The organism is Micromonospora sp. NPDC000121, from assembly GCF_042899165.1.
Lineage (GTDB): Bacteria > Actinomycetota > Actinomycetes > Mycobacteriales > Micromonosporaceae > Micromonospora.
Genome location: NZ_JBIAZP010000004.1, coordinates 1 through 21,758 on the forward strand (window position 1 = coordinate 1; position 21,758 = coordinate 21,758).

A 21,758-nucleotide genomic window follows, 5' to 3' on the forward strand; every position below is an offset into this window, starting at 1 on the left:
GGCCGGAAATGTAAGCTCGGTAACGGGTTCAGTTGACCGGTACTAATAGGCCGAGGACTTGACTACTAAGCTGCTACGCGTCCACTGTGCAACTCCCGGCAAACGAACAACAGACCCGGTTGGGTGTTGTTTGATATGTCGATAGAGTTACGGCGGTCATGGCGGAGGGGAAACGCCCGGTTACATTCCGAACCCGGAAGCTAAGCCCTCCAGCGCCGATGGTACTGCACTCGGGAGGGTGTGGGAGAGTAGGACACCGCCGGACAATCTTTCCGTTCAGGGCCACCCCATTGGGGGTGGCCCTGAACGCGTTTCCCGGACCTTTTTTGCCGAGCCCGTACCGCCTCTACCGAGCATCGTCTCGGCCAAGGCTGTGGGTGAGCCGCACGTTCCGGCCGCGCCTTTCAGGAGGTGTTCGGGTCGGGGTAGTGATCGGGCGGGGTCCAGCGCGGGCGGGCTTGACACGTGCCCATCCGTCGCCGTCCGCGACGGACACCTTCGTCGCCGCCGGCCACGAAGACGTCGATGCTGTGCCTCGTTCTACGGCCGGGAAGGCACGGGTGGTGGGTGACCTCGACGGGGATGGGGCCCGCCGTGCCCGGCGCAGGGATCAAGCCTGACCGCCCGGAGCCGGGCACGGCGGGCCCACCCCCACCCCACACGGACCGCAAGGGACACGGGGTAGCGCCTAACATCGCAACAAGGGCACGACCCCGGCGCAGCGCCCAAGCCACGGACACCACAAAAGGGAGGCGCACCCGGGGCAGCGCCCAACCGACCCTTCAGGCAGCACACCAACGGGACACGACCGCACGCGGGGCCCCAAACCCACCCCCGACCGGAAAACGGGCTCAGGCAGGACCACACGCCCGGCCAATCAGCGCATCCGGCCGTGATCCCGACCGTTCTGGTAACCCGCCACAGAGCCCGGGCGGCTGTTGCGTACGCCGGAATGGAAGCGCCCCGCCGGCGGGGCCGGCGGGGCAGCGACGTGCGGGAGTGGGGCGGCGGTCAGGACGGTTCGGGCCCGCAGATGAAGCGCGGCTCGGCGTCGTAGCGCCAGGTGAACTTCTCCCGCTTGACGACCTTGCCGTCCTTCTTGATGACCCGGAAGGCGTCCTGGGTGAAGCCCTGGCTGCCGCTGGCGGGGATGCAGGTGGGGCCCGGCTCCAGGTAGACCGTCTTCGGCTGGGTGATGTTGCGCCGCGGGCTGTACTCGGTCTTCACGCTGTCCCAGATCTTGGTGCTCCAGATCGACACCGTGATGGAACTGGACGTGTACGAGGTGTCGATCAGGACGCCGTACTCGGTGTTGTTGCGGAACTTGAAGTCCAGGTCCGGCCAGAAGATGGTCGACTCGATGACCGCCGGGTACCGGCTGAACCAGTAGGAGTGCGGCTTGTGCTCGACGTCCTCCAGGCCCGCGTAGTAGGTCGCGTTGAACAGCGTGGTGGTGAACTGCGAGGTGCCGCCGCCGACGCCCGGCACCAGCTTGCCGTTGAGGATGACCGGGGCGTCCCGGTAGCCCTGGGCGTAGCCGCGCTCGCCGGTGTGCCCGTTGAGCGAGAACGTCTCGCCGGGCAGCACCACCGTGCCGTCCACGTCCTTGGCGATCGTGATGATGTTCTGGCTGCGCGGCGAGGAGAGCCCTCCGGTGAACCGGGTGGTGAACGTGGACACCCGCTCCTTGATGCCGAGCCCGGCCAGCTTCTCGGCGGTCAGCTCCGGCTCGGCCGGCTTCAGCTCGCCGGTGACCTTCCGGTCCTCCGCCTTCGGCAGGACGGCCAGCAGGTCGCGGCCGAGGGCGGCGCTGTCGAGCTGCTGCCCCGGCTTGCCGTCGACGACCTTCGGCTTGCCTCCGGAGATGGTCATCCGGGCGTCCTTCGGCGGCACCTCGATCTTCGCCAGGTCGCCGCCGAGCGCGGCGCGCAGCCGCTTCACGTCGACCTGCGGGGTCAGCTTGCCGGCCTTGTCGGCGGTGAACCGCAGGCTCCTCGCGATCGCCTTCGGCGGGATCTGCACGGAGCCCTTGTCGGTGGTGAGCGTGACCGGCGCGGCGACGGCCGGCTTCGCCAGCTCGTCGACCAGCCGGTCCACCTCCTCGGCGGTGGTCGCCGGGTGCGTCTCGACCAGCGGCACGGTCACCGGCTGGCGGCTCAGCCAGCCCTCCCGCACCACCTGCGCGGAGCGCTCCGGATCCAGCGCGAGGCTCGGCTTCGGGTGCACCGCCTTCGGAGTGGTGCCCTTCCAGGTGATCGCCGGCATGGTCATCTTCCGGCCCTGGTCACCGACCACCTTCTGCAGGGCGGCGTCGAGCTTGGCGACGTCCACGGTCACGACCGGCTGCACCGCGCGGGAGCCGACGAGCCGGTCGACCGCGTGCGCGTCCGCCTCGACCGCCGCCGCCACGGTGGCGTCGACGTCGACCGCCAGGCCGACGTCGGCCGGGACGATCTCGGCGGTCTGCTCGCCGACGCGTACCGGCAGGGGGGCCGCGAGTTCGGCGGCGCGACGGTCCAGCTCCGCCCGCAGCTCGCGGGCGGCGTCCGCGCGGCTCCGGCCGCCGAGCTCCGCCCCGAGCACCGTCGTGCCGCGGGGCACGTCACCGGCGTACGCGTAGGCGCCCACCCCCGCCACGGAGGCCAGCACCGCCGTGGCGATCCCGGCGGCGAGCAGCAGGCGGACCCGGCGGGACCGGGGCCCCCCGCCCGGCCGTCCGGCGGGCACGACGGGTGCCGGCTCGTCACCCGGCCAGGTCACCGCGGTGACCCGCACGGTGGGCCGGTCGTCGGCGGGTGGATTCTTCTCGCCGTACAGCGTCACGGTCACCTCGATAAGGGCGTGCCACAAGGGGGGAGCGTTCGCCCCCGCCCGGAAGACACCTACCGTAACCGGCGGCCCGGCGCGGCGGCAGTCTGCGCCCCACCCGTTGCGGCAGCGCGTGTCGCGGCGTGTCGCGGCGGGCCGCCCGGGCGCGGGTCGCGCCGGCGGCCGTGGCACGGTAGGGGCATGCGAGCAGACGAGGCGGTCCTGGCGTACGGCGGCGGTTGGCTGGACCGGGCGGGGGAGTTGCGCGCCGACCCGGAGCGGATGGCCGCGCTGCTGGCCGACCCGGCCGGCGTCGTCCTGCCGCTGTGGCGGGACCGTTGCCTGGCCGCCGAGGACGTGCCGGTGCGGCTGACCGGCGACCGGGCGGCCGCGGTGCTCGCCGTCGCCGACGAGACCGCCTTCCTGGGCATGGACGACACGTCGCCCGTCTTCGCGGCGGACCTCTCCGGCCTTCCTGAGGCTGCCGCCGTGGAGGCGGCCGGGGCGGGCGCCGCCGTGGACGTCCGGGCGTTGGTCGGCCGGCTCGGTCCGGCGGAGGCGGCCGTCCAGGCGTACGCGCGGGGGCTGCTGCACTGGCACCGGCAGCAGCGTTTCTGCGGCGCCTGCGGGGCGTCGACCGTGGCCCGGAGCGGGGGACACGTCAGGTCCTGCACCCGGGCGGAGTGCGGCCGGCTCCTCTTCCCCCGGATCGAACCGGCGGTCATCGTGCTGGTCGAGGCGCCCGGACCACCGGACCGCTGCCTGCTGGCCCGGCACGCGGGCGCGCGCGAGGGGGCGTACTCGACGCTCGCCGGCTTCGTGGAGGTGGGCGAGAGCCTGGAGGACGCCGTCCGGCGGGAGATGGCCGAGGAGGCCGGGGTGACGGTGACCGACCTGACGTACGTGGGGTCGCAGGCGTGGCCGTTCCCGGCGGGGCTGATGGTGGGCTTCCGGGCCACCGCCGCGTCCGAGGAGGTGCGGGTGGACGGCGAGGAACTGCTGGAGGCGCGCTGGTTCACCCGGGACGAGCTGCGCGCGCGGGTGGCCGCCGGACGGCCGCTCGGCCGGGTCGACTCGATCGACCACCACCTCCTGCGCGGCTGGCTGGCCGAGGGCTGACCAGGGCCCGACCGGTTCCAGTGACGTGCCGGCCCGGCCCGGGAGGCAGGGCCGGGGTGCCGGCGGCGGTGCCGTCAGCGGGCGCCGGTCGAGGGACGGGTGCGCGTGGCGCCGCGGAAGGTCAGCCAGGCCATGACGGCTGCCGTCAGGACGGCGGTGGCGAGCGCGCAGACGAGAACGCCCTCGACCGTGCGGGGGGCGACGAGCAGGGCCGCCACGGTGAGGCCGGCGGTGGCCGCCCAGAGCGGCGCGGCGGGCCATCGGGCGCCCGTCGCCACCCGGTCGTTGGCCAGCATGAACACCACCGCGTACAGGGCGCCGACGGCGGCGAAGAGGGGGGCCGCGCCGGCCAGGTGCAGGTAGCCCGCGCCACCGGCGAGGCGGATCGCCAGGTCGCCGGCGAACGCGGAGGCGCCCACGAGGGCCGCGCCGCAGGCCAGGATCAGCGCCAGCGCGGCCACCCGGGCCCGGCGGTCGCCCCGGGCGAGCCGGGGCAGCACCAGCACGGTGACCACCTGCGGCGCCCAGAGCGCGCCCTTGGTGAGCACCGACCCGACGGCGTACCCGCCCGAGGCGTCGCCGGGGAGGAGCTGGCGGGCTAGGATCAGGTCGGCGTACGAGACGGTGAGCATCGCCAGCGACGCGCCGCACGCCGTCATGACGTGCCGGGCGGTCAGCTCGCCGTCCACCCCGGCGGCCGGGGTGCGCGCGGCGGGTGGGGCCGGCGCGGTGGGCGGTCGCGGGCGGGCGAGGTGGGCCAGCAGGGGCAGGACGGCCAGCCCGGTGAACGAGGCGAGCAGCAGACAGGCGACCGGCCCTCGGCCGAGGGCCAGCCCGACGACGAGCCCGCCGTAGCGGCCGGCGGCGAGCACGGTCATCGCGGTGGCGAGGCGCAGGAACCGCTGGTCGCCCTGGAGTTCGCCGAGCCACCGGCCGGCCAGCACGGTGGCGAAGGTGGTTGCCGCCAGCAGCAGGGCCAACGCCAGCGGCAGCCGGAGTGCCACGCTGACCGCCGGCGCGGCCAGCACCGTGACCCCGGCGGTGACCGCGGCCGTGCGCAGCGCGAGCCGGGCGGTGCCGGTGGCGCCCCAACGGGCCCGGTGGGCGGCCACGGCGATCTGCAGGCCGAAGCCGGGCACCGCCGCGATGGCGGCGAGGCCGAGCACGGTGGCCAGCGCGCCCAGCTCGGCGGCGGCCAGCCGGCGGGCCCCCAGCACCGGCACCAGGTACGCCAGCCCGTTGGTCAGCATGCTGGCGGCGGTGACGGCGGCTCCCGCCGCGCCCAACCGGACGGCGCCGACGCCGCCGCGTGAACCGCCCGCGGTGCCGGGCTGCGTCGGCTCCGCCGCTGTCCGCCGCTCGTCGGGAGTCACTCGGGCTTCGGGGCGGGGTTGCCGATCGCGATCTCGTTCGTGCAGAGCGTCATGTCCGTGCCGGTCACGGTCAGCTCCACCGCGTCACCGCCGCCGCTGATCTCGAAGAACCGCTGGTTCAGCCCCTTCGTCACCGGGAAGGTGTGGCTGCCCTGGCCGAGCCGCAGCGTGGCGGTGCCGTCGGCGGAGCTGAGGTAGCCGATGCGCACGACCCAGAACCAGTCGTCCCGGGGCGAGTCCAGTGGCATCCGCACCGTCTGGCCGGCGGCGACCAGGTAGCCGCAGCCCTCCTGGGGGCCGGGCCTGATGCTGCTGCCCTGGATGGTCGCCACCTGGATCCGTCCGAGGCCGTCCAGCACCGACGCGTTCTCCGTCTCGTGCACGAACTCGGGTCGGGCGCCGGCGGCGGCGAAGAACCGGGACTGGAGGTTGTACGGCCACGACAGGTTCGGCACCACACCGCCAGGGACCGGCGCGTCGAAGAAGACCGTGCCGGGCGGGGCGCTGGCGAGCTCGATGCGGGCGGTGTCGAGATAGGAGCGACCGTACTTGAGCGCCCACTCGTCGCTGTAGCGGGAGGTGGTCCAGGCCGTCCCGAACATGGCCGCCACCAGGAGCAGCAGGAGACCGGCGGTGACCACCTCGCGGTAGCGCGCGGGCACCGGGCCCAGCCAGTCGGGCTGCGGGGGAGCCGGCTCGGTCGTCGGGTCCGGTCGGGTGGGCGGCTCCGGGTCCGGGTCGGCCGGCGCCGGCCGGGCGGGCTGCCCCGGCGGCTCCGGGTCCGGGTCGGCCGGTGTCGGCCGGGCGATTCCCACCAGGGCGATGCCGACGCAGATCGCGGCGACCACCACCACGTCGCTGACGTACCGGGGCACGCCGCCGGCCACGGCGCTGAAGACCGAGCCGAGGCGGGTGGCGCCGAGCAGCGCGGCGACGAGGATCAGGTAGGCACCCAGCAGCACCCACGCCCGCCCGGCCGTGCGGTCCCGCCGGACGGTCAGCACGACCAGCGCGCCGAAGGCGACCCAGGCGATCCACCGGCCCAACTCGGGCGGGGCGACCACCGGCGCGCCGTCGCCGGCGCCCAGCCATCCCCACGGACCGCCGAGCAGCCCCGGCACGAGGGTCGAGCCGAACAGTTGGGTGAGGAAGGACAGGAGTTCGCCCACCGACTCCGGCCGGCGCAGGGACGACTCGGAGCGGACGAGGTACACCGCGGCGAAGGCGCCGACCAACGCGGTCAGCGTCAGCCAGGAGGGCCACCACCGGCGAAGCGTGGTCAGCGTGGCGCGTACCGGGCCGCCGTCGGCGAAGAAGCAGACCGTGAAGAGGAAGACCAGCGGTACGACCAGCAGCGTCTTCTCGAAGAAGAGCAGTCCGAGCAGGACGGACAGGGCCAGCGACAGCAGGTGCCGCCTCCGGCCGGTGCGGACGTACTTGAGCTGTGCGCCGAGGGCGAGCACCATGGCGAGCTGCATGGGCAGCATGTTCGCGCCGACCGCCCACCAGGAGGTCGCCTCCAGCGTCAGCGGGCTGAACAGGAACATCCCGAGCGGGACGAGCAGCAGCCGGCTCGGCCGGAGCAGTGTCCGGAGCAGTCGGTAGAAGGCCACGCTGAGGATCGCCTGGCCGGCCGCCATCAGCAGCACGTACGGCCAGTAGGTGAGCCCGACGGCATCGGTCACCAGCCAGGTCAGCAGCCGGCCGCCCGGCATGAAGTGGTTGTTGTACAGGGTGAGCAAAAAGCCCGGGGTCAGGCTCGACTCGGTGGACTGCGTGATCAGCACGTAGTCGTCGGCCGCCAGGTAGCCGCGGGAGGCGATGTGCGCCCGCCACAGCACGCTGAGCGCGATCAACGCGAGGGCGACGGACCGGATCGGGTCGGCGCGTACCACTCCGCCGGCTCCGCCGGTGTCGCCGGTGCCGTCGGGCGCCTCGCGCACCTCGGTTCCTGTCGATGCCATGGCGGGAAGACTGCCACACCCCCGACCGGTGACCCATCAGGTCAACGGTTGGTTCGGGGGCCGCGCGGGCCCGCGTACAGTGGCCGCCACCAGCGCGGCGACCGTCGTGCCCGGCAGTGGTGAGGTCGAGGGATGCGCGAACGGCTGGTGCCGCACGGCGTGGCCGCCGCCGTGACGGCGGTGGTGCTCGCCCCGCTGGTCCTGCCCGGGTACGTGCTCCGCTACGACATGGTCTTCGTTCCCCGGCAGGCGTTGAGCTGGGAGGCGATCGCCCCGGCCTCGGCGCTGCCCCGGGCCGTGCCGCAGGACGCGGTGGTGGCGCTCGCCAGCCAGGTGGTGCCCGGTTGGCTGCTGCAACGGCTGGTGCTGGGGGCGATCCTGTATCTCGCCGCGCTGGGCGCCGCCCGGCTGGTGCCGACCGACCGGGTCGCGGTCCGGGTGGTGGCCGCCGTCGGGTACGCCTGGACGCCGTACCTGGCCGAGCGGCTGCTCGTCGGGCAGTGGGGGCTGCTGGTCGCGTACGCCGCGCTGCCCTGGCTGGTGCGGGCGGCGCTCGACGTGCGGGCGGCCCGGCGGGGCGCGCTGCCCCGGTTGCTGCTCGCGGCGGCGGCGTCCGCGATCACGCCGACCGGTGGGGTGCTCGCCCTGGTCGCGGTCGCGGTGCTGCTGCCCGGGCGGTATCCGGCGGCCGTCCGGTCGGCGTCGCTGGGCGTGGGGTTGACGGTGCTGCTCAACGCGCCGTGGCTGGTGGCGGGCGTCGCCAGCGGCGGCGCCGGTCGCTCCGACCCGGCCGGGGTGGCGGCGTTCGCCGCGCGCGCGGAGAACTGGGCCGGTCCGCTGGCGGCGCTGGCGGGCACGGGCGGCATCTGGAACGCGCAGACCACCCCCGCGTCGCGGGGCGTGGTGCTGGTCCCACTGGCCACCGCGCTGCTGCTGGCCGTCGCCGGGTACGGCGTACCGCTGCTGCGCCGGCGCTGGCCCCCGTCGGTCGCCAACCGGTTCGGCCTGCTCGCCGCCGCGTCGTGGCTGGCGGCGGCGCTCGGGGTGCTGCCCGGCGGCGCGGCCCTGCTCGGCTGGTTGGTCGCGACCGTGCCCGGCGCCGGCCTGGTCCGGGACGGTCAGAAACTGCTGGTGCCGTACGCGCTGGCGCTGGCGGTGGCCGGCGCGCTCGGCGCGGAACGACTCGCGGACCGGCTGGCGGCCCGCTTCGACGCGGCGACCGCCGGGGTGGTGCTGGTGGGTGCGGCGCTGCTGCCGGTGGCGCTCCTGCCCGACCTCGCCTTCGGCGGGGCCGGCCGGCTCCGGCCGGTGAGCTGGCCGGCGGACTGGGCGACGGTGGCCCGGCTGACCGCCGAGCGGCCCGGGGAGGTGGTCTCACTGCCCTTCCAGGAGTACCAGAGCCACTCCTGGAACCACGGCCAGGTGGTGATCGACCCGGCGCCCCGGTACCTCGCCGTGCCGGTGCTGATCGACGACACGCTACGGGTGGGTGGGCTCGCGGTGGCCGGCGAGGACCCGCGCGCCGCGCGGGTGCGGGAGGGGCTCGCCGCCGGCGCGCCGCTGTCGACGACCGGCGCCCGGTGGGTGCTGGTGCAGCGGGCGGCCGGCCCGGCCCCGGCCCCGGCGGCACTGGCCGGGCTGCGGACCGTCCACACCGGACCCGAGTTGACGCTCTACGAGAACCCGGCCTGGTCGCCGCCGGCCGCGCCGGCAGGGCCGGGCCCGGTGGGACTGGCCCACGTGTTGGCCGGAACGGTGGTGATGGGGATCGTTTTTTCGGGCGCTGCGCAGGGACGCTACCGCGTGGTAGCGTCCCGGCACGCGAGTCCCGCGGAAGGAGAAGGTGGATGAGGAACCTGCCCGCGTTCGTCGCCGTCGGGGTACTCGGGGTCGTGCTCGGCCTGCTCGGGAGCGTCGGGCTGGCGAATGTGCTCAGCCCGTCCGCCAAGGAGGTCGCCAACACCAAGGTGAGTGAGCAGGGGACCGAGGCTCCGCTGTACGGCACCCGCTGAACCACGAACGCACGGAGGGCACCCGCGTCGCGGGTGCCCTCCGTCGTGTTCAGGGCCGGGCGGCCACCTGCGTCACCAGGCGGGCGAACCGTTCCCCTGTCGCCGCCCAGGTGAAGCGGGACGCGTGGACCAGCGCGGCCTCGCCCATCGCCTTGCGCCGCACGTCGTCGGCGAGCAGTCCACGGACGACGGCGGTGAATCCCGGCTCGTCGTCGACGAGCAGTCCGGTCTCGGTGTCGACCATCGCCTCGGCGACGCCGCCGGCGTAGCGGAACGCGACGGTCGGGGTGCTCCGGGCGGCGGCCTCCACGATGGTCAGTCCCCAGCCCTCCTTGAGCGAGGGGGTGAGCGCGAGCCACGCCGAGGAGAGCACGGCGTGCTTCTCCTCCTCGCTGATGAAACCGGTGAACCGGACGTGGCCGGCGATGCCGAGTGATTCGGACAGCTCCCGCAGCGGCTGCTCCCACCAGCCCTGGCCGGCCACCACCAGCTCCAGGTCGGGCAGCTCGCCGACCAGCTCCGCCACCGTGCGCAGCGCGATCTCCACCCGCTTGTGCGGCACCAGCCGGCCGAGCACCAGCAGCGACGGGTGCGGTGTACGGGGCAGCGGCGGTCCGGTCACCGGCGGCGTCCCGTTGGGCACCACGTCGATCCGTTCCGCGTCCACCCCGAGCGTGGCCAGCTCCGCCCGGCTCGCCTCGGACACCGTCACGTAACGGCAGCGGCGGTAGAGCCGGACCGCCAGCCACGACTCGATCCACCAGCCCAGCCGGGCCGCCCAGGGGCCGAAGATCACCGGCCACTGCTCCCGGTGCACGTGGTGCACCAGGGCGAGCACCGGGCGACCGACGTAGAGCGGGGCGAAGAACGGCACCCCGTTGCAGACGTCGACGACCAGGTCCGGCCGGCCGAGACGCCGCCGGCTCAGCGGACCGAACCCGATCCGGCCGGCCAGGCAGGTCAGGGCCGCCCGGGCGTAGACCGTGATCCGGGAGCCGCGGCGCAGCACGCGTACGCCCTCGGGCGTGGTGTCGGCCGGTCCGGCGTTGCCGTGCGCGGCGCAGAGCAGGGTGGCCCGGTGGCCCGCGGCGACGAGTTCGGCGGCGATGCGCTCGATGTAGACCTCGGAGCCGCCGCCCTCGGGGTTGGTCGTGTCGCGCCAGTTGAGGAACAGGACGTGGCGCGAGGGGGTGTCGGAGTTGTCCACGCTGCTCCTACCGGCGAGTAAGTGAGCACGATCGCGCCACCCTAGGGCGACGTGCGTCACATTCGCAATGGGTCGCTCCGGCGGTCGTGGCTCCGCCACGGCCGGACGATCGGGGGTTTGCCGGCAACGGAAAACCTTGGCAGGGTGTGCAACGCAACCCCGCACGGTGGCCGGGATTCGGCCGCCGGCGTGCGGCACGACGTGCGGCCGGGCGGCCCGGTCCGGCGACGACGAGGAGGTGACCGGGCGGTGTTGCGCCACGGTCCCACTACGGTTCGACATCCCTTGCGGCGGTCGCCGGTGGTGCTGCTCAGCGGCGCGCTCGCGCTGCTGCTGGCCGGTTGGGCCACGGTGGCGTACGTGCGGTCGGACCGGGGCGTGCCGGAGTGCGTCGAGCGGGTCCGGTTGCGGGTGGCGGCGCCCCCGGTGGTCGCGCCCGCCCTGGACCGGATCGTCCGGGCCAGCGTCGGGACCCAACCCTGCGTCTCGATCGCGATCCAGGCCCGGGAGTCCGCCGCCGTCGCCGCGGAGGTGGCCAACGGCGCGGACGTCGCCGACGCCTGGGTGCCGGAGTCCACGTTCTGGCTACGCCGGGCCCGCGCCGCCGGCGCCTTCGAGGTGCCCAGCCAGGGCACGTCCGTGGCGAGCACACCGGTCGTGCTGGCGGTGGCGGAGCCGGCGGCGCGCCGGCTGGGCTGGCCGGCGAAGCCGCTGACGTGGCGGTCCCTGATCGGCCCGAAGGCCCGCGCCGTCGCGGTGGGGCTGCCCGACCCGGCCGCCGACCCGGCCGGCGTGGGGGCGGTGCTCGGCGTACGCGGACTGGCCGCCGGGGAACAGGACCCCGCGGGGTCGGCGGCGGCGGTGCTGCGCCGGCTCGCCGACCGGACGTTCGCCCCCGACGGAGCCGGGAGCCCGCTGCCGGCCGGCGGGACGGGTCGGTCCGGGCGGGCCGACGCCGTGGCGACCAGCGAGCAGGCGGTGCTCACGCACAACGCGCTGGCCGGCGCCGACAAGCTGGTGGCCGCGTACCCCGAGGTCGCGGTCCCCTCGCTGGACCTGCCGTACGTGGTGCTGCCCGGCGCCCACGGCCCGGCCCGGGAGGCCGCGGCCCGCTTTCTCGCCAACCTGCTCACGGTCGAGGCCCGCGACACGCTCAGCGGACACGGCTTCCGTACCGCCGCCGGCTTCCCGCCGGCGATGCCCCGCGACGGCCGGCTGTCGGTGGAGGTACGCGAGCCGGCGCCGCTGCCCGCCGAGGAGACCGTCACCGAGGCGCTGACCGGCTGGAGCGGCGTGCAGCGCAGCGCCCGCATCCTCACCGTGCTGGACATCTCCGGCTCGATGTCGGCCCGCGTGCCCGGCTCCGACGAGACCCGGCTCGGGGCCACGCTCAAGGCGGCCAGGGAGGGTTCCGGCCTGCTGCTGGACAACAGCGAACTCGGGGTGTGGGTCTTCTCCACGAAGGTCGACGGCGACCGGGACTATCGGGAGATCCTGCCGGTCGGTCCGCTGCGCACGCAGCGGGAGCGGCTCGCCCAACGGTTGGCCGCCGTCCGGGTGAAGCCCGAGGGCGGCACCGGGCTCTACGACACGACGCTGGCCGCGTACCGGGACGCCCGGCGGCACTGGACGCCCGGCCGGATCAACCTGGTGCTGGTCATGACCGACGGACGCGACGAGGACGAGGACAGCATCGGCCGGTCCCGGTTCCTCGCCGAGCTGGCCGGGTTGCAGGATCCCCGTCGGCCGCTACCGATCGTCTTCATCGGGCTGGGCAGGGACGTCGACGCGGACGAGCTGACGTCGATCGCCCAGATCACCGGCGGGCGGGTGTTCCGCACCGACCAGCCCAGCGGCATCAGGCAGATCTTCTTCTCCGCGCTCGCCGACCTGAGCTGCCTGCCCCCGGAGTGCCGGCGGTGACCCTGGGGCGCCGGGTCGTCCGGCCCGTACGCGAGGCGCCGCACACCGCCCTGTCCCTGCTGCTGCTCACCGTGATCGCCTTCGTGCAGCGGCCCGGGCAGGTCACCTTCGACACCAAGCTCGACCTCGCCGCGAACCCGGCGCACTTCCTGGCCCGGGCGCTGCACCTGTGGAACCCCGAGGCGACCTCCGGCGAGCTGCAGAACCAGGCGTACGGCTACCTGTTCCCGATGGGGCCGTTCTTCGCCGGGGGGCAGTTGCTGGGCGTACCGCCGTGGATCACCCAGCGGGTGTGGACCGCGCTGCTGCTCGCCGCCGCGTTCTACGGCGTGCTGCGGCTGGCCCGGGCACTGGGCATCGGCACCGAGCCGACCCGCTTCGCGGCCGCGCTCGGCTACGCGCTGGCCCCCCGGATCCTCACCGAGATCGGCGCGCTCTCCTCCGAGACGCTCGCCGCCGCGCTGCTGCCCTGGGTGCTGCTGCCGCTGGTCCTGGTGCGCCGGATCGGGTCGCCACGCCGCGCCGCCGCGCTCTCCGGGCTGGCCGTGCTCGGCATGGGCGGGATCAACGCGGCGGTGGTGCTGCTCGCCCTGCTGCTGCCCGGGGTCTGGCTGCTCACCCGCCGCTGGGATCGGGAGCACCTGCGGCTGGTGGGCTGGTGGTGCCTCTGCGTCGTGGGGGTCTGCCTCTGGTGGATCGTGCCGCTGCTGCTGCTCGGCGAGTACAGCCTGCCGTTCCTCGACTACATCGAGTCCTCGACCACGACGACGGCGGTGGCCTCGCTCTTCCAAGCGGTGCGCGGCACCAACCAGTGGGTCGCGTACATCGTGCAGGGCGACCCGTGGTGGCCGGCGGGCTGGCTGCTGATCGACAACCCGGTGCTGATGGCGCTCACCGCCGTGGTGGCGTTGATCGGCCTGGCCGGGCTGGCCGGCAACCTGCTGCCCGAGCGCCGCTTCCTGGTGCTCGGCTTCCTCACCGGGCTGACCCTGCTCACCATGGGCTACGTCGGCAGCCTGGACAGTCCGCTCTCCGCGCAGGTGCGGGACCTGCTGGACGGTCCACTGGCGCCGTTCCGCAACGTGCACAAGCTGGATCCGGTGCTGCGGCTGCCGCTGATGCTCGGCTTCGCGCACGGCGTCGACGCGTGGGTCACCCGACTGCACCGGGCCACCGCCCGGCGCCGCCCCGCCCTCCGGCTGCGCCCGCTGATGTTCGTGCCGGTGCTGCTGCTGGTCCTGGGGGCTGCCGCGCCGGCGTGGCTGGGCCAGTTGCGGCCCGGGCCGGGCTGGTCGGACCTGCCGCCGCACTGGCGGGCGGCGGCGACCTGGCTGGCCGAGCGGGACGCGCTGGCCCGCACCCTGGTGGTGCCCGGCTCGAGCTTCGGCCAGTACGAGTGGGGGCGGTCGGTCGACGAACCGCTCCAGGCCCTGGCCGGGGCGCCCTGGGCGGTGCGCCACCAGATCCCGCTGGGTTCGGCCGGCAACACCCGGATGATGGACACGGTCGAAGCCGTCCTGTCCCACGGCCGGGGTTCGGCCGGCCTGGCGGACTTCCTGGCCCGGTCCGGCTTCCGGCACCTGCTGCTGCGCAACGACATCGACCGTACGCAGGTGGACGCGCCGCCGGTGGCGGTGCTGCGCCGGGCGCTCGCCGCGTCGCCGGGCATCGCGCGGGTGGCGACCTTCGGCGGCACCAGCACCTTCGGCCGTACGCCCGGCAGCCCCGTCGACGACGACGCCGGTCCGCTGCCGGCGGTCGAGGTCTACGAGGTGCAGCGGCCGGTGCCGGCCGCCTCGGCGGTGCTCGCCGCCGACGTGCCGACGGTGAGCGGCGGCCCGGAATCGCTGCTGCCCCTGCTGGAGCAGGGTTTGGTGGAGCGGGACCGGCCGGTGGTGCTGGCCGGCGACCGGGCCGGCTTCCGCGCCGACGGCGGCGACGGGTCGTGGATCGTGACCGACGGGCTGCGCCGCCGGGAGCGCGACATCGGCCGGGTCCGGGACAACCTCAGCCAGACGTTGACCGCGGCCGAGGCGGGCCGGCAGGGCCGGGTCGCCCTGGACCTGCTGCCGTTCTCCGGCGACCGGCACCAGACGGTCGCCACCTACCAGGGCGTACGCGAGGTGACCGCCTCGACCGCGGCCAGTTTCGTGGACAACCTCGCCCCCGCCGACCCGTCGCACCTGCCCTTCGCGGCGGTCGACGGCGACGACCGCACCGCCTGGCGCTCCGCTGCCCTGGCCGGGCCGGTCGGCCAGTGGCTCGAGGTGGACCTGGACACCCCCCGCGAGGTCGAGAGCGTGACGCTCGCCTTCGTCGACGACCTCGGGGTGGGTTGGCCGGTGACCCGGTTCCGGCTCACCACGGACCGGGGCTCGGTCGACCACGAGGTCGCCGCAACGCTGGGCGCCCACCCCTACTACACGCTGCCCGGGTCCACCAGCAGGGTGCGGGTCACCGTGCTGGCGGTGGCCGGCGACCGGCTCGACGGCGGGGTCGGCATCCGTGAGCTGTCCATTCCCGACACGACCCCCCGCCGCGCGCTGCGCACCCCCGCCGACGTGCCGGCCGGCTTCGCCGGCCCGGTCGCCTGGTCGTTCAGCCGGGGGCCGGCCGACCGGTCCGCCTGCTTCCCGGTCGCGGCCGCCGGATCCGGCTCGGACGCCGTGCCGACGGCCGGTCCCGGCACCCGGCCCGCCGGGACGGTGGTCCGGTGCGACCGGTTCCTGGCCCGGGTCGGCGAGGAGCCGCTCGGAGTGGACCGGCTGTTCCACAGCGCGACGCCGGGGACGTACCGGCTGGCCCTCACCGCCGTGCCCCGGCCGGGCGGCCGGTTGACGCTGTCCGGCATGCCGGTGACGGCGGCCGCCTCCTCGTATCTGGCCGGCGACCCGGCCGTCGCCGGGTACGCGGCGGTCGACGGTGATCCGGGGACGGCCTGGCTGGCCGACACGGGGGACCTGCGGCCCACCCTGCGGTTGAGCTGGTCGGGGCAACGCCGGATCGCCGAGTTGCGCCTGCGTCCCGCGGACCTCCCGGTCGGCTCGCTGCCCAAATCGGTCGAGGTGCGTACGCCGGGCGTCAGCCGGGTGGTGCCGGTCGGGGCGGACGGCGTCGTCCGTTTCCCGGCGGTGCGCACGGACCGGGTCGAGATCGTCGTGCGGGAGTTTACCGAGCGGGTGGCCGACCGGCGGGGCAACGGCTGGACCGCGACCCCCGGCATCGCCGAGGTGCGGATCCCCGGGCTGGACGACCTGCTCCGTCCGCTCGCCGGCACGACCCGGGTCGTCGAGCCGTGCGGCTCGGGGCCGGTCGTCGAGCTGGACGGGCTCCGCTACGACACGTCCGTCGCCGGCACCCTCGCCGACGTGCTCGCCGGTCGGCCGCTGCCGGTCACCGTCTGCGGTGGCGCCGGCGCGGTCGTGGACCTCCGGGCCGGCGGACACCACCTGTCGACCTCGCCGTCGGCCGCCTTCGTCGTGCAGGACGCCGTACTGCGTCCGGAGGCGGCGGCCGCCGCGCCCCGGCACCGTGAGGTGACCGTGCTGGACTGGAATCCGACGGACCGGCGGGTGCGGGTCGCCGCCGGCGGCGCGGCGCTGCTGGTGGTGCCGGAGAACTCGAACGCCGGCTGGACGGCGACGGTGGACGGTCGGGTGCTGGCCGCCACCCGGGTCGACGGTTGGCAGCAGGCATGGGTGCTGCCCGCCGGTGCGGGCGGGGAGGTCCACCTGACGTTCGCGCCGGACCGGACGTACCGGGGCGGGCTGGCGGCCGGGGCGGTGACCGCGATCGGGGTGCTGCTGCTGGCGGTGCTGCCGGTGCGGCGACGCGCGGCAACCGGTTCCGGGCCGTCCCCGTCGGGGGTGCTCCCGGCGGAGGGCCGCGCCTGGGTCGCCGGCGTCCCGCTGGTGGTGCTGCTCGCCGCGCTCGGCGGGGTGCTGCCGGTGGCGATCGCGCTGGCCGCGATGCTGCTGCGACAGTTCGCCCGCCGGGCACTTCCGGTGGTGGTGTTCGGCGCGCTGACCGCCGCCACGGTGGCGGCGGTGACCGGGCGGTTGCAGGGCCACGGCCAGGAGTGGGCGTACGGCGCGTGGGTGCAGGGGGCGATGCTGGTCGCCGTCGGGGCGGTGGTCGCCGCGGTGCTTCCCGTGCCCGGCGTCCCGCCGGAGGCCGGCGTCCCGCCGGTCACCGGGTCCGACGCCGCCGCCTCCGACGTGCCGGCCACGACGTCCGCCGCACAGGCCGGCGCGCCGGTCACGGTGGTGCCCCCGCGCGCCGACGGGAGTGACGGAGGTGGATGATCTGACGCCGGACACGGAGGGCGGGCGGCCGGCCGCAGCCCCCGGGTCGGGACGACGACGGGACGGTGGCGCGATGAGCGCAGCACACGACGGGGCCGGTGCGCGGGCGGCCCGTCGCCGGTTCGCCACGCTGGGCCGGTCGGTGGCCCTGTTCCGGGCCTTCCTGGTCGAGCAGACCGACCCGGACCACTTCTACGGGCTGCTGGCCGAGGACTCCGTACGCCAGGTGTCGGGCTACACGCCGCTCGCCGGACGGACCGTGCTCGACGTCGGTGGCGGTCCGGGCTACTTCGCGGCGGCCTTCCGCGCCGCCGGGGCGCACTACGTCGGGCTCGACCCCGATGTGGGCGACTTCTCGGCGGCCGGGGATTCGGTGGCCGGCATGCTGCGGGGCAGCGGCACCGCCCTGCCGGTCCGTTCCGCCGCGGTGGACGTGGCGTTCTCGTCCAATGTGCTGGAGCACGTCTCGGAGCCGACCCGGATGCTCGACGAGATGGTCCGGGTGACCCGCCCGGGCGGCGTGCTCTTCGTGTCGTTCACGCCGTGGTTCTCGCCGTGGGGCGGGCACGAGACCGCGCCGTGGCACTACCTCGGCGGCGACCGGGCCCGCCGGCGCTACCAGCGTCGCAACGGTCGCCCGCCGAAGAACCGGTTCCGCGAGACGCTCTTCCCGACCTCGATCGCGGAGACGCTGCGCTGGGCCCGGGGCAACGCCGAGGTCGAGCTGCTGGACGCCCTGCCCCGCTACCACCCCTGGTGGGGGCGGTGGGTCATCCGGCTTCCCGGCGTCCGGGAGGTCGCGGCGTGGAACTTCCTCCTCGTCCTGCGCCGGGCCGGGACGGAACCGGCGGCGAGGCGGGAAAAACAGGGCTGACCGGGGGTCGCGTTGCTATGTGACCAAGGAGTAACCTCGCGGCCATCTTTCATCGACAGCGGCGAAACTTAGCTCCTCTGGGGAGGAAACATGAAGCACCGCGCCATAGGTGCCGTGCTGTTCGGCGGCGGCGTACTGCTCTTGGCGCTTGCCGCCGGGCTCGTGTTCGTCGTCAAGCCCGCGATGGCCAAGCTGCCCTACGATCTGGACGCGTCGACTTCGGTCGCCGAGGCGAGGGGTGCGACCTTCCTCCAGATCACCAACGGCAACATCGCCATCAACCGCGCCGATCTGAAGTCCACCGTCCGCGTCTCGCCCGACGCGAAGACGACCGGCGAGCTCTCCGGCGACCTCGACGGCAAGGCCGTCGTCTGGCAGGTCGGGCAGACCGTGGAGCGGACGGACACCAAGGAGCTGGTCAGCGCGTACGGTGCCGCGCTGGCCCTCGACCGGGTCTCCGGTGCCGCACTGGACTGGAACAACCAGTACCTCGACGACACCGGTACGCGGGAGAAGGTGCAGTTCTCCGGCCAGATGTACAAGTTCCCGTTCGGCGCGGAGAAGGAGACCCACGAGATCTTCGACCGTGACCTGCGGAACGTCCGGCCGGCGGAGTTCAAGGGCACCGAGGACATCGAGGGCATCGAGTCCTACCGCTACGAGCAGGTGATCACCGACGAGCAGCTCAACCTGGCGGAGGACCGGGTCAAGCTGCTGCTCGGCGCGCTGGCGCCGGGCGCGACCACCGGCAAGGTCGTCTACAGCAACACCCGGACCGTCTGGATCGACCCGGTGACCGGCTCCTTCCTGAAGGTGCGCGAGGTGCAGCGCAAGACCCTGGTGCCGGACGTCGGCGCGCCGACCACGCTGCTGGACGCCGACTTCTCGTACAACGAGGAGACCGTCGCCGCCTCGGTGAAGCGGGCGCAGGACAGCCGGCAGAAGCTGACGATCCTCGGCGTGTACGCGCCGATCGGCCTCGTGCTGCTGGGCCTGGTGCTGGCGGCGGCCGGTCTGCTGGTGGCCCGGCGGGGCGCGGCCCGGCCGGCCGCGGAGGCGCGTCACCGGGCCGACGCGACCGCCGAGCAGCCGACCGTCGCCCACGGCGAGGGCGGGCTGCTGAGCGACGAGATCCCGCCGGCATCGACGAACTGGCGCGGCAACGATCCGTCGGTGCCGGGTCAGCGCCCGGCGCCGGGCGAGGTGGACCAGCGCTGACAGCGCGCCGAGCGGTACGCGACGGGGGTGGGCCGGACCGGTCCACCCCCGTCCGTGTCAGAGGCGGGCGAGCGCCCGGCGCAGCGGGTCGAGCCCGAGCGAGCCCAGGTCGAGCGCCTGGCGGTGGAACTCCTTCAGGTCGAAGTCGGCGCCCTTGCGGGCCTTCGCCTCGTCGCGGGCCTGGAGCCAGATCCGCTCGCCCACCTTGTACGAGGGGGCCTGCCCCGGCCAGCCGAGGTAGCGGTTCAGCTCGAAGCGCAGGTTCTCGTCCGGCACCCGGCAGTGCGCCCGCATGAACTCCCAGCCCAGCTCCGGCGTCCAGCGCTCGCCCGGGTGGAAGCCGAACGGGTTGTCCTTCGGGATCTCCAGCTCCAGGTGCATGCCGATGTCGACGATCACCCGGGCGGCCCGGAACGCCTGCCCGTCCAGCATGCCGAGCTTGTCGCCCGGGTCGTCCAGGTAGCCCAGCTCGTCCATCAGCCGCTCCGAGTAGAGCGCCCAGCCCTCGCCGTGCCCGGAGACCCAGCAGAGCAGCCGCTGCCAGCGGTTGAGCAGTTCGGCGCGGACGGCGGTCTGGGCGACCTGGAGGTGGTGACCCGGCACGCCCTCGTGGTAGACGGTGGTCACCTCACGCCAGGTGGAGAAGTCCGTGACGCCCTGCGGCACCGCCCACCACATGCGACCGGGCCGGGAGAAGTCCTCGCTCGGGCCGGTGTAGTAGATCGCGCCGTCGCTGGTCGGGGCGAGGCAGCACTCGATGCGGCGGACCTGCTCCGGGATGTCGAAGTGGGTGCCGTGCAGGTCGCTGATCGCCTTGTCGGCGAGTGCCTGCATCCAGTCCCGGAACGCCTCCTTGCCCTGGATGGTGCGGGCCGGGTCGGCGTCCAGCGCCGCCACCGCCTCGTCGATGGTCGCGCCGGGGCCGACGATCCGGGCGGCCACCGCCCGCATGTCGGCCTCCAGCCGGGCCAGCTCCTCGAAGCCCCAGGCGTACGTCTCGTCGAGGTCGACCTTGGCGCCCAGGAAGTACTGCGAGGCCAGCTCGTAGCGCTCGCGGCCGGCGGCCTGCTTCTCCCGGCCCAGCGGGGCCAGCTCGGTGCGGAGGAACTGCCCGAACTCGGCGGTCGCCCCCGTCGCCGCCGCCGCGCCCCGGCGCAGCTCCGCGCCGAGGCTGCCGTCGGCGCCCAGCCGCTCGACCAGACCGTGGAAGAAGTTGTCGCCGTTCGGGTCGGTCCAGATGTCGCACTGCTTGGCGACCTCGACCAACTGCGCCCGGGAGCTGACGTGGCCGGCGGCGGCCGCCTCGCGCAGGGTCGCCTTGTAGCCCTCCAGCGCGCCCGCGAAGCCGTTCAGCCGGGCGGCGATGTTGGCCCTGGCGTCGTCGCCCTCGGTGGGCATCAGGTCGAACACCATGCGGACCTCGTGCAGGCCGCTGGCGATCACGTTCACCTCGCTGGTCGTCTCGCCCGCCTCGTAGCGGGCGAGGTCGAGGCCGAGCCGCTCCTGCATGGCCTCCTTGGCGGTCCGTTCCGACTCTGATTCCGGCTCGGTCACGTCCAGGTCGGCCAGGGTCTGTCGGATCAGCCCGGCCCGGGCCGCGTACCCGTCCGGAGACAGGTCGTCGAGCTGGCCGTCGTAGCCGGCGATGCCGACGTAGGTGGCGCCGGTCGGGCTCAGGGGCGCCCACTCGGCCACGTACCGGTTCGCGAGGTCATCGATTCGTCCCACGCTGCGACCCTACGCGACGCGGCCGCCGGGTTGTCGAGCGTGTTTGCGGTGTTCAGGGCGGCGGTCGCGCGGTCGGTCCGGACAGATGGCGGCGCGCCGGCCCGGCGCCCGCGAGGACGCCCCGGCGGCGGTGCCGACCGGCGCGATCCCGACCGGTAGGACGGTCGCTGTGGTGGTGGACACGGCGTGGAGAAAGTTGCGGGACATTGTCGGACGGCTGCGGCAGAGTGTCAGGAGTGACAGCGGATATCACCCCTGACCGGGCGGCGCTGCGGAGCTGGCTGCCCGGGTTCGTCGCGTTGGCGGCGATCTGGGGTTCCAGCTTCCTGTTCATCAAGGTCGGCGTCGAGGAGCTGCATCCGCTGCACCTCACCCTCTACCGGGTCGGCGCCGGCGCGGTGACGCTGCTGGTGGTGCTCGCCGTGTTCCGTGACCGGCTGCCCACCGAGCCCCGGGTCTGGGCGCACCTGACCGTGGTCGCCGCGTTCGGCGTGGCCGTGCCGTTCACCCTCTTCGGCTACGGCGAGCAGCGGGTCGAGTCGATGCTGGCCGGCATCTGGAACGCGACCACCCCGCTGATCGTGCTGCCGCTGGCGGTGCTGGTGTTCCGCACCGAGCGGCTGACCGTACGCCGGGCGGTCGGGTTGGCGCTGGGCTTCGTCGGCGTGCTGGTGGTGCTCGGCGTCTGGCAGGGCGTGGGCGGGGCGCACTTCGTCGGGCAGTTGATGTGCTTCGGCGCGGCCGCCTGTTACGGCGTCGCCATCCCGTACCAGAAGAAGTTCATCGCCGGCAGCGCGCACTCCGGGCTCTCGCTCTCGGCGGCGCAGTTGTTGGTGGCGGCGGCCCAGCTCGCGATCGTCGCGCCGATCGTCGCCGGAGCGCCCCCGGTGCCGACCGGCCTCTCGCCCGAGGTGGTCGCCAGCGTGCTGGCGCTCGGCGCGCTCGGCACCGGGCTCGCCTTCGTGATCAACATGCGCAACATCCGGGTCGCCGGGGCGAGCACCGCCTCCACCGTGACCTACCTGATCCCGGTCTTCGCGGTGCTGATCGGCGCCCTCGCCCTCGGCGAGCGGCTCACCTGGCACCAGCCGGTCGGTGCGCTGGTCGTGCTGCTCGGCGTCGCCGTCTCGCAGGGCCTGGTCGGCCGCCGTCGGCCGGCGGCGGCCGATGTCGCCGCGCCGCCCGCCCCGGCCACCGTGCCGGCCACCCACCGCTGAGCGGTCCCGGC

At 74.6% G+C, this 21,758-nt stretch carries 13 protein-coding genes and 1 rRNA gene; 9 read left to right on the top strand and 5 right to left on the bottom strand.

The features are described from left to right. Positions 1-148: 148 nt before the first annotated feature. Positions 149-265 (top strand): 5S ribosomal RNA (rrf, locus tag ACFY23_RS13470). Between the two features lie 746 nt (positions 266-1,011). On the opposite strand, the gene ACFY23_RS13475 is transcribed toward rrf, so the two are convergent. After that, on the bottom strand, positions 1,012-2,829 hold the full coding sequence (locus ACFY23_RS13475; RefSeq protein ID WP_350679008.1) for a VanW family protein: 1,818 nt from the start codon (positions 2,827-2,829) through the stop codon (positions 1,012-1,014). Positions 2,830-3,009: 180 nt separating this feature from the next. On the opposite strand from ACFY23_RS13475, the gene nudC reads away from it, so the two are divergent. Continuing rightward, positions 3,010-3,927 carry an NAD(+) diphosphatase gene (nudC, locus tag ACFY23_RS13480; protein WP_350679010.1) on the top strand — a complete coding sequence of 306 codons (918 nt, stop codon included), beginning with the start codon at positions 3,010-3,012 and terminating at the stop codon, positions 3,925-3,927. Between the two features lie 74 nt (positions 3,928-4,001). Here nudC and ACFY23_RS13485 read toward each other — a convergent pair whose 3' ends face one another. Together ACFY23_RS13485 and ACFY23_RS13490 are read right to left on the bottom strand one after the other, a co-directional pair. After that, on the bottom strand, positions 4,002-5,213 hold the full coding sequence (locus tag ACFY23_RS13485; RefSeq protein WP_350679080.1) for a polysaccharide biosynthesis protein: 1,212 nt from the start codon (positions 5,211-5,213) through the stop codon (positions 4,002-4,004). A gap of 83 nt (positions 5,214-5,296) precedes the next feature. After that, positions 5,297-7,264, bottom strand: coding sequence for a hypothetical protein (locus tag ACFY23_RS13490; protein ID WP_350679012.1), 1,968 nt, complete (start codon positions 7,262-7,264; stop codon positions 5,297-5,299). 132 nt (positions 7,265-7,396) lie between these two features. On the opposite strand from ACFY23_RS13490, the gene ACFY23_RS13495 reads away from it, so the two are divergent. After that, positions 7,397-9,115, top strand: a complete 1,719-nt coding sequence (locus ACFY23_RS13495) for a hypothetical protein (RefSeq protein WP_387035935.1) — start codon at positions 7,397-7,399, stop codon at positions 9,113-9,115. Beyond that, positions 9,112-9,276 (top strand): hypothetical protein, encoded by a 165-nt coding sequence (locus ACFY23_RS13500; RefSeq protein ID WP_350679014.1) that lies wholly within the window; start codon positions 9,112-9,114, stop codon positions 9,274-9,276. The genes ACFY23_RS13495 and ACFY23_RS13500 overlap by 4 nt, the downstream gene beginning before the upstream one ends. 49 nt (positions 9,277-9,325) lie before the next feature. Here ACFY23_RS13500 and ACFY23_RS13505 read toward each other — a convergent pair whose 3' ends face one another. After that, positions 9,326-10,483 carry a glycosyltransferase family 4 protein gene (locus ACFY23_RS13505; RefSeq protein ID WP_350679016.1) on the bottom strand — a complete coding sequence of 386 codons (1,158 nt, stop codon included), beginning with the start codon at positions 10,481-10,483 and terminating at the stop codon, positions 9,326-9,328. A gap of 285 nt (positions 10,484-10,768) precedes the next feature. Between ACFY23_RS13505 and ACFY23_RS13510 the strand changes: the two genes are divergently transcribed. From ACFY23_RS13510 to ACFY23_RS13525, 4 genes are all read left to right on the top strand, one after another. Then, positions 10,769-12,406: a substrate-binding and VWA domain-containing protein gene (locus ACFY23_RS13510; protein WP_350679018.1), complete on the top strand. Its 1,638-nt coding sequence runs from the start codon at positions 10,769-10,771 to the stop codon at positions 12,404-12,406. Next, the gene (locus ACFY23_RS13515; protein WP_350679020.1) at positions 12,403-16,710 is read left to right on the top strand and encodes an alpha-(1->3)-arabinofuranosyltransferase; all 4,308 of its coding nucleotides are present in this window, start codon (positions 12,403-12,405) and stop codon (positions 16,708-16,710) included. The genes ACFY23_RS13510 and ACFY23_RS13515 overlap by 4 nt, the downstream gene beginning before the upstream one ends. Before the next feature lie 73 nt (positions 16,711-16,783). Then, entirely contained in the window at positions 16,784-17,584 is an 801-nt protein-coding gene (locus ACFY23_RS13520; protein WP_350679022.1) for a class I SAM-dependent methyltransferase, read from the top strand. Positions 17,585-17,674: 90 nt separating this feature from the next. Next, positions 17,675-18,802 (top strand): DUF3068 domain-containing protein, encoded by a 1,128-nt coding sequence (locus ACFY23_RS13525; RefSeq protein WP_350679024.1) that lies wholly within the window; start codon positions 17,675-17,677, stop codon positions 18,800-18,802. A 57-nt stretch (positions 18,803-18,859) separates the two neighbouring features. Here the strand turns inward: ACFY23_RS13525 and ACFY23_RS13530 are convergent, their stop codons facing one another. Continuing rightward, complete coding sequence (locus tag ACFY23_RS13530) at positions 18,860-20,530, bottom strand: DUF885 domain-containing protein (protein WP_350679026.1); 1,671 nt, start codon at positions 20,528-20,530, stop codon at positions 18,860-18,862. Positions 20,531-20,766: 236 nt separating this feature from the next. Between ACFY23_RS13530 and ACFY23_RS13535 the strand changes: the two genes are divergently transcribed. Continuing rightward, complete coding sequence (locus ACFY23_RS13535; protein WP_350679028.1) at positions 20,767-21,747, top strand: DMT family transporter; 981 nt, start codon at positions 20,767-20,769, stop codon at positions 21,745-21,747. Positions 21,748-21,758 lie beyond the last annotated feature (11 nt).

Excerpts from the sequence above, each read along its gene's own strand:
- nudC (WP_350679010.1), top strand. The coding sequence starts at position 3,010 with ATGCGAGCAGACGAGGCGGTCCTGGCGTACGGCGGCGGTTGGCTGGAC.
- ACFY23_RS13490 (WP_350679012.1), bottom strand. The coding sequence starts at position 7,264 with ATGGCATCGACAGGAACCGAGGTGCGCGAGGCGCCCGACGGCACCGGC.
- ACFY23_RS13495 (WP_387035935.1), top strand. The coding sequence starts at position 7,397 with ATGCGCGAACGGCTGGTGCCGCACGGCGTGGCCGCCGCCGTGACGGCG.
- ACFY23_RS13500 (WP_350679014.1), top strand. The coding sequence starts at position 9,112 with ATGAGGAACCTGCCCGCGTTCGTCGCCGTCGGGGTACTCGGGGTCGTG.
- ACFY23_RS13520 (WP_350679022.1), top strand. The coding sequence starts at position 16,784 with ATGAGCGCAGCACACGACGGGGCCGGTGCGCGGGCGGCCCGTCGCCGG.
- ACFY23_RS13525 (WP_350679024.1), top strand. The coding sequence starts at position 17,675 with ATGAAGCACCGCGCCATAGGTGCCGTGCTGTTCGGCGGCGGCGTACTG.